Origin of the sequence: Paenibacillus residui, from assembly GCF_042677205.1 — a bacterium.
Classification (GTDB): Bacteria; Bacillota; Bacilli; order Paenibacillales; family NBRC-103111; genus Paenibacillus_L; species Paenibacillus_L residui.
In genome coordinates this window covers 63,274-69,497 of record NZ_JBHTIU010000002.1, presented here as the reverse complement: position 1 = coordinate 69,497, position 6,224 = coordinate 63,274, and the positions used below count along the sequence as shown (strand labels likewise).

Sequence of the window (6,224 nt, the reverse complement as noted above, 5' to 3'; positions counted from 1 at the left end):
ATACAGTTAGATGTGCCGCTCCGCTTGCAACGATGCCTGCAGACGGTAAAATAGACGGATTTTCAAGGTAGGTTAGTCATTCGGCGCCATTTGCATCAATTTACCTGCATGAAATACAGTTAGGCGCCCAATACCGCTTGGCCGCACCACCAGATGGTGAAACAAGCCAGCGGATCTAATTTTCAAGATAGTTACGTCAGTTTCATTTCAAACCGGCAGGTATGAAGTGCAGTTGTGCCCTGGACACAAGACCGCGGCCTTTAGCCTGGTCTGGTCAGGCCTTAGCTTGCTGAAGCCTCGGCCTTGGCGGACGTCAGACCGGCACCCACACTTTCGGGACGTAGTGTCCCGTCGGGCCTCGATAGCCTCCGTTGGTACAGATTGTTGGCGATCAACGCTCCCATGACGAGCAGGGTTCCGCTCAGATCGTACGGAGTCATTTGGTAGCCTTGGGCCGCACTGACTACGAAAGTGGTCACCGGGATAAAATTAATAAATAAAATTCCGTTCATCGGAGTAAGATGCTTGACTCCCAAATTCCAGCTCAGTAGAGCAATGACTCCGGGAAACAGGATCATAAAGCCCATCTCCGGGCCAATGAGCATGATTGTCTCCATACTCGGCGCCTTCAGAATGCCTAGCCATGTCAATACCGCGACAATGACTGCCGAGGTGCCTGTACCGAGCAGACAGCTTAAGGTGGAGTAGCGCAGGGCCGACCACCGGGGATAGCTCTCCCCTCCCACAGTGTACAATAACCAGCCCAACACGGCTATCAGCATCAGGCCGATAGCCAGCATCTGATGGAAGGACAGCAGCAGAGAATGCAAATCTCCGTGAGTAATGATAAGAATAACTCCTGTGAAAGCCACACTGACGGTAACCAGAGTGAACCGGCTGGGCCGGACATTTTTGTACAGCCACATAAAAACAACCGTCAGCATCGGCATGAGAGCTTCCATAATCGAGGCGATGATAATGCCTGATGTGCCAAGCATGTCCTGCCCGAGAAAAATACCAAAGTTATATACCGTGAAAGCCATCGTTCCGAAGAACCACAGACGCTTCCCTTCCTTCCCCAGGCGAAAGGCCTCCCTCCCCTCCTTCCACCAAAGCAGCCCGATTAAAATGACCGTGACCGCGGAATACCGGATCAGAGAAAAATATAGCGCATCGACATGCTTCAGTGCGCTGTGAGCAACAGGAAACATAGCCCCCCAGGACATACTGGCGAGCAGGCAAAGCAATCCCCCTATTACTATACGGTCTCTCTTCATCTTGTTCTCTCGTTCTCCTATCCATCGTGTAGTCCGTAAAATCTGCCTTTCCATCATATCCGGTATTTTACATCAAGTAAAACGATTGAAAATGAACGAATCTATCATTATTATTGATAGATAGGAGGGAGGCCGGGTTATGGAGATTAGCGATCTGATTATATTTCAAAGTGTTGCCAAGCAAGGGAGCGTAAGCGGGGCCGCCCGCCAGTTGAATTACGTGCAATCGAACGTAACCGCCAGAATCAAGCAGTTGGAGAAAGAGCTGCATACTTCCTTGTTCTACCGCCACAGCCGGGGGATGACTTTAACGCCCGAAGGCAAGCGGCTTCTGGAGTATTCGGATAAAATTATTTTTACTATGAAGGAAATGCAAAGCGCTTTTCAAGACCCCGACCATCCGGCGGGTAATGTAGAAATCGGGACGGTAGAAACGGTTTTCCGGCTGCCGCAAATTCTGTCAGTCTATTATCATCGCTATCCCATGGTAGATTTGTCACTGGTTACCGGCGTCACGGAGGAATTGGTACAGGACGTCATTAACCACCGCTTGGACGGAGCTTTCGTCACAGGTCCGGTTATCCACCCCCAGATTGTGCAGCATGAAGCGTTCGAGGAGAAGCTGGTACTGGTCACACACAAGAGCGCCACCAGCCCTCTGGATGAATTGACCAACAAGCCGCTGCTGGTATTCGGCTCGGGGTGCGGTTACCGTTCCAAGCTGGAGCAATGGCTGCAATTGGAGGGCATCACACCTGTCAAGAAAATCGAATTCGGAACTTTGGAGACGATACTTGGCAGCGTAGCTGCCGGCTTGGGGATAACCCTCGTTCCCGAATCTGCAGCCGCCACCTTTCGCGAGCTGGGGAAAGTGGGCGCCTATTCGGTGCCGGAGGAAATCGGCCAGATCCGCACGGTGTTCATTCGCTCCGCGGAATCGTTCCTGACCAATTCCATCCAGAAATTTATAGAGGTGATTGAGGCCACCTCCAAGGAGCAGCTTTCCCCCATAGGGTAAGCCCTCTCCGAAAACGGGAGATAACAAGGCCCTATTTCCCACGCAATAGGCTTTTAATACCATTTGATCGGGAATAGCCATGAGGGATAAGACTCATTTTCCCTGACAGGAATCGGCAATTCCTTGATGTTTCCATTCCCTTCCCTTAGAATGAAGGGAGTTTTCTGCAATTCTTATACCTTTCCCATGGGGCGGGATTCAGGAGATTTGCCGCGGCCCATTGCCAGTCTGCTTAGTATAGATGGGAAAGGATTGCGGACCTAACATTTACTCGGGAGGTTGTTTCAGTGAAGAAGAAAGCAGTCGTATTTGCATCCACCGCCACACTAATGTTCGGATTAGTCGCTGGCGCAACAGCCGCTCCAGTGTTGGAGAACATCTCCGCCTACCTCAACTGGGGCATCAGCTTCAAAATTAACGGACAAAGCTGGACGGCCAAGGATGAGGATGGCAACAAGCTCGTGCCTATCACTTATAACGGCAGTACCTATCTGCCTGTAAGAGCGGTGGCTGAAGCGCTCGGAACCGCCGTAGACTGGGATAATGACACTCAGACCGTTCTTCTCGGCGAGAAACAAGACACTGTTCATATGAACGACGTCAAAATAGACTTAGGCTACAGCAGTCATGTCATGGCTACCACCGATAAGCAATATACGGTACAGGAAGGCCAGGATTACAAGGCCGGGATAGTCGTTGACGACATTAATTCCGTGCAGAAGTCCTTCAAGCTCGTACCGGAAGGCAAATATCAGAAGCTGGAGCTGCAATTTTTCGGCTTGGAAATTCAGAAAGACGTAGAGATCAAAGTGTATGGGGCTAACGATACGGTCATCAAGCATGTAATGCTCTCCGGCAGCAATTCTAATCAGAAGGTGGACCTGGACATCGGCGGCCTTAAAGAAGTGAAGGTGGAATTTAAGAGCGGCCTCACTGCAGCCGACAAAGTATTTACTACAGGCACTTATCGTTAATTTATATGAGATGCATTAACCCCCGCACTTGGAGACCGTTCTTCGCGGACCTCATAAGGCGGGGGTTCGTCTTATTGATGCTTAATCATTGAGCCTTTCGTCTATTTTGTATCACTAAATATACGAGGTAGAGCACAATCAGGCCAATCATGATTCCGAGACTGACTATAGCACGATCCTGGGGGGACGTCGTCAAGAGATCGGCGATAAAGTCGGGAACTATGATAATACACGGAACGATAATGGTGACCCACGTCTTGGCAAAGATCGAATACCCGATCAGGAACACTCCGCAGGCGACGGCAATCATAAAATTCTGGGACGGCGTTGCAATAAATACGGGGCTTAGATCCATGAACCGATTGAGCAGCTTGATGCCGAGGAAAATCCCCATAGGAACAAACCCTATTACCCAGTACATCGCGATGCGGGCTGCTTTGGAGAGAGATCTGGAGCTTTCTAACCGCAGGAAGAGAATAAACATCCCCAACCCGATCACGAAAGCCGTCAGATTGCCGATAATATCAAGCAGAGTATACGCTGCGTTTCCTTGCAGGGCATCCGGCAGAATAACGAAGGCCAGCGCCAGCGGGAAAAAGAGCAGCAGCGCCGACAATATTTCCTTCTGATCGGTCTTCATTTCAACTCTCAGTTGATCCATATAGGCTTTCGGCGAGCCGCCTGTTATTTCCTCAATGTTCTTTCCGTGCTTCTCCGCTTGAACGAAATGATCCTCCAACTCGGACACAATGTCTTCAATTTCTTGCTCATTCTTACCGTACGTTGTCAAGTATATTCTTAAGTCGGATAGAAATCTCTCCGCTTTTTTAGATAACATTCCTTAACCTCCTTTAGTAAAATCTATCTCAAATAACGCATTGACGGCTTGAGAGAGCTCCTTCCACCGGGCTTCGAAACCCGCCAATTCCTTCAGACCTTCCGGGGTGATCGAATAGTATTTGCGCTTCGGCCCCGTAGGCGATGCTTTCATAACCGTGGAAACCAGACCTTCCTTCTGCATTCGGATCAGTACGGGATAAATACTGCCTTCGCTCACCATGTGAAAGCCAAACCGCTCAAGCTTCTCTATCATTTCGTATCCATAGGTCTCGCCGCGCGCTATGACAGCAAGCAAACAGCCCTCCAGTACCCCCTTCAACATCTGGGTGGATGTCGACATAGTCACACTCCCTTGCAATACAAGATAGCTGGCTAAAAAAATAACAAGAACATCGAGGTATCTTGTATTACATTATAGCAAGGCGGCCGGCATAAATCAACCGCTGGACAATAATGGCATACAAACACACAGGACTCACCATTCACGCCAACAATGTCATAGTTAAGGCCATAGCGAGACCTGTGCCTTTTTGTCCATCTATTTCAAACTCTTCTGCACCATTGGAGCCTCGTCTCATTCCTGCTCTGCATGTCGTCGTTAAGCGGCCGCCTCACTTCTCTTAGAATCGATCGGCAGTCGAACCAGTGCCGGTCCTGTAAATCTTTAAAGTAATGATTCCAGCCTCCGGCACAAAGAATTCTCGTCCTCCATGTTAGACCAGAACCATTTCAGCTCATTACGCAACGTTGCCAGCTCGTCCAAGCTCAGGTTTAATTCGGATACCAGACGAAACGAGGGAATGATCTCCCGGTACATATGAAAGCGGGAAGGCCGGGGCAGCGACTCCTTGCCGGTCCATTCGGCCGCCCGTTTGTGGGCCGGCAAGCTTAACGTATTTCTGCGAATCCTTAGCTGCGCGGAATAGGAGAGCAAATAATCGACCAGTACCTTGGCCGCTTCCTTCTGCTTGGAATGACGGTTGACCGCCAGCCCGATCACAACCAGCAAAGACCTGGCTTCGTTCATATAGGGCAGCGGGGCGACATCGAAGTCAAAATTGGCATGCCGCATATGGTTGAGGCTTAAATAAGTGGTCATGATCATCGACACCTTGCCGGAAATAAACAATTGTTCCGCATCCGCATCGCTTTCGGACAGGAATGTCGGGAAAATCCCCTGGTGATAGATCAGGTTGCGGCAGTGAACCATGCTTTCCTGAAGCTTCGTATGGCAGATCACATAACGCCCGTCTTCATTACGCTCGAATTTCTCCCCGCTCTGCAGCAGAAACACCGGCCATCGGTTATCGGACAGAAGATGAAAGTAGAAGCCGTACCTGTTCTTGCCGTCGCTCAGCTTGACGGCCGCCTGCATAACATCGTCCCAAGTCCAGCTGCTGTCTGGCTCAAGCACCTGCTTCTCTCGAAAATGCCCGCGATTATAGCACAGAATTACAGGCGTAAAAAGAAACGGCCGAATAAAACTGACTCCATCCTGTGTGAATAGCCTCGATAAAAAAGGATAAATTTCAGAATCCTCCGCTTCTAGCGGCTCCAGATGGGATAGCTTCTCCTTTTCACAAATCCGCTGATAATCGGTATGGTTTAAGGTAAGAACGTCCAGCACATCATTGCCCATATAAACCATGCTCAAATCATCATATTCACCATAGGTCAACGGAACAGGCCGGACCCGGATATGCGGATGCTCCCTGTGGAAATCATCCAACAATCCGTGCAGATCGGCTTCCCGAACGACGGAAGGGTAGTATCCGAATGTAAGGGTAATTCTATCCCCTGCATAAGGCTGAGTAACCCGGTTGCCGATCCTGGGCACTTTCTCAACGAGTCCTTCGGCAACGAGAAGCTCCAGGCCCTGACGGACCGAGTTTTTACTCAGTTGAAATTCGGAAGCCAGCGCTCTTTCGGAGGGCAAATACTGGCCGATGGGAAGCTTGCCGGATACAATATCGCTGCGTAACGTGTTGATCATAACATCCAGCCGTGCACGAAATGTCGTGCGGCTTGGCTTGCTGCTCGTCATAACCTTCCTAACCACCCGTCTATACTCATGTCCTGTATTTGAAAGAATCATATCCTCTGGTTCATATCCTG

General features: G+C 49.9%; 6 protein-coding genes. 2 read left to right on the top strand and 4 right to left on the bottom strand.

Going from position 1 to position 6,224, the window contains the following annotated elements; translation table 11 throughout:
* Nucleotides 1–281: 281 nt before the first annotated feature.
* Complete coding sequence (locus tag ACFQ03_RS00985) at nt 282–1,277, bottom strand: DMT family transporter (RefSeq protein WP_150959261.1); 996 nt, start codon at nt 1,275–1,277, stop codon at nt 282–284.
* Between the two features lie 139 nt (nt 1,278–1,416).
* Between ACFQ03_RS00985 and ACFQ03_RS00980 the strand changes: the two genes are divergently transcribed.
* Nucleotides 1,417–2,295: a LysR family transcriptional regulator gene (locus ACFQ03_RS00980; RefSeq protein ID WP_379285527.1), complete on the top strand. Its 879-nt coding sequence runs from the start codon at nt 1,417–1,419 to the stop codon at nt 2,293–2,295.
* Between the two features lie 287 nt (nt 2,296–2,582).
* Nucleotides 2,583–3,269, top strand: coding sequence for a stalk domain-containing protein (locus ACFQ03_RS00975; RefSeq protein WP_379285525.1), 687 nt, complete (start codon nt 2,583–2,585; stop codon nt 3,267–3,269).
* An 85-nt stretch (nt 3,270–3,354) separates the two neighbouring features.
* Here ACFQ03_RS00975 and ACFQ03_RS00970 read toward each other — a convergent pair whose 3' ends face one another.
* The 3 genes from ACFQ03_RS00970 to ACFQ03_RS00960 all read right to left on the bottom strand — a co-directional run bounded on the left by ACFQ03_RS00970 (nt 3,355) and on the right by ACFQ03_RS00960 (nt 6,153).
* Complete coding sequence (locus ACFQ03_RS00970) at nt 3,355–4,107, bottom strand: DUF1129 family protein (protein ID WP_379285523.1); 753 nt, start codon at nt 4,105–4,107, stop codon at nt 3,355–3,357.
* 3 nt (nt 4,108–4,110) lie between these two features.
* Entirely contained in the window at nt 4,111–4,449 is a 339-nt protein-coding gene (locus tag ACFQ03_RS00965) for a PadR family transcriptional regulator (protein WP_379285521.1), read from the bottom strand.
* 324 nt (nt 4,450–4,773) lie between these two features.
* Nucleotides 4,774–6,153, bottom strand: a complete 1,380-nt coding sequence (locus ACFQ03_RS00960) for an extracellular solute-binding protein (RefSeq protein ID WP_379285519.1) — start codon at nt 6,151–6,153, stop codon at nt 4,774–4,776.
* Nucleotides 6,154–6,224: the final 71 nt, after the last annotated feature.

Bases quoted from the DNA above. Each gene is read 5' to 3' on its own strand.
- ACFQ03_RS00985 (WP_150959261.1), bottom strand. From the start codon at position 1,277: ATGAAGAGAGACCGTATAGTAATAGGGGGATTGCTTTGCCTGCTCGCC.
- ACFQ03_RS00980 (WP_379285527.1), top strand. From the start codon at position 1,417: ATGGAGATTAGCGATCTGATTATATTTCAAAGTGTTGCCAAGCAAGGG.
- ACFQ03_RS00970 (WP_379285523.1), bottom strand. From the start codon at position 4,107: ATGTTATCTAAAAAAGCGGAGAGATTTCTATCCGACTTAAGAATATAC.
- ACFQ03_RS00965 (WP_379285521.1), bottom strand. From the start codon at position 4,449: ATGTCGACATCCACCCAGATGTTGAAGGGGGTACTGGAGGGCTGTTTG.
- ACFQ03_RS00960 (WP_379285519.1), bottom strand. From the start codon at position 6,153: ATGACGAGCAGCAAGCCAAGCCGCACGACATTTCGTGCACGGCTGGAT.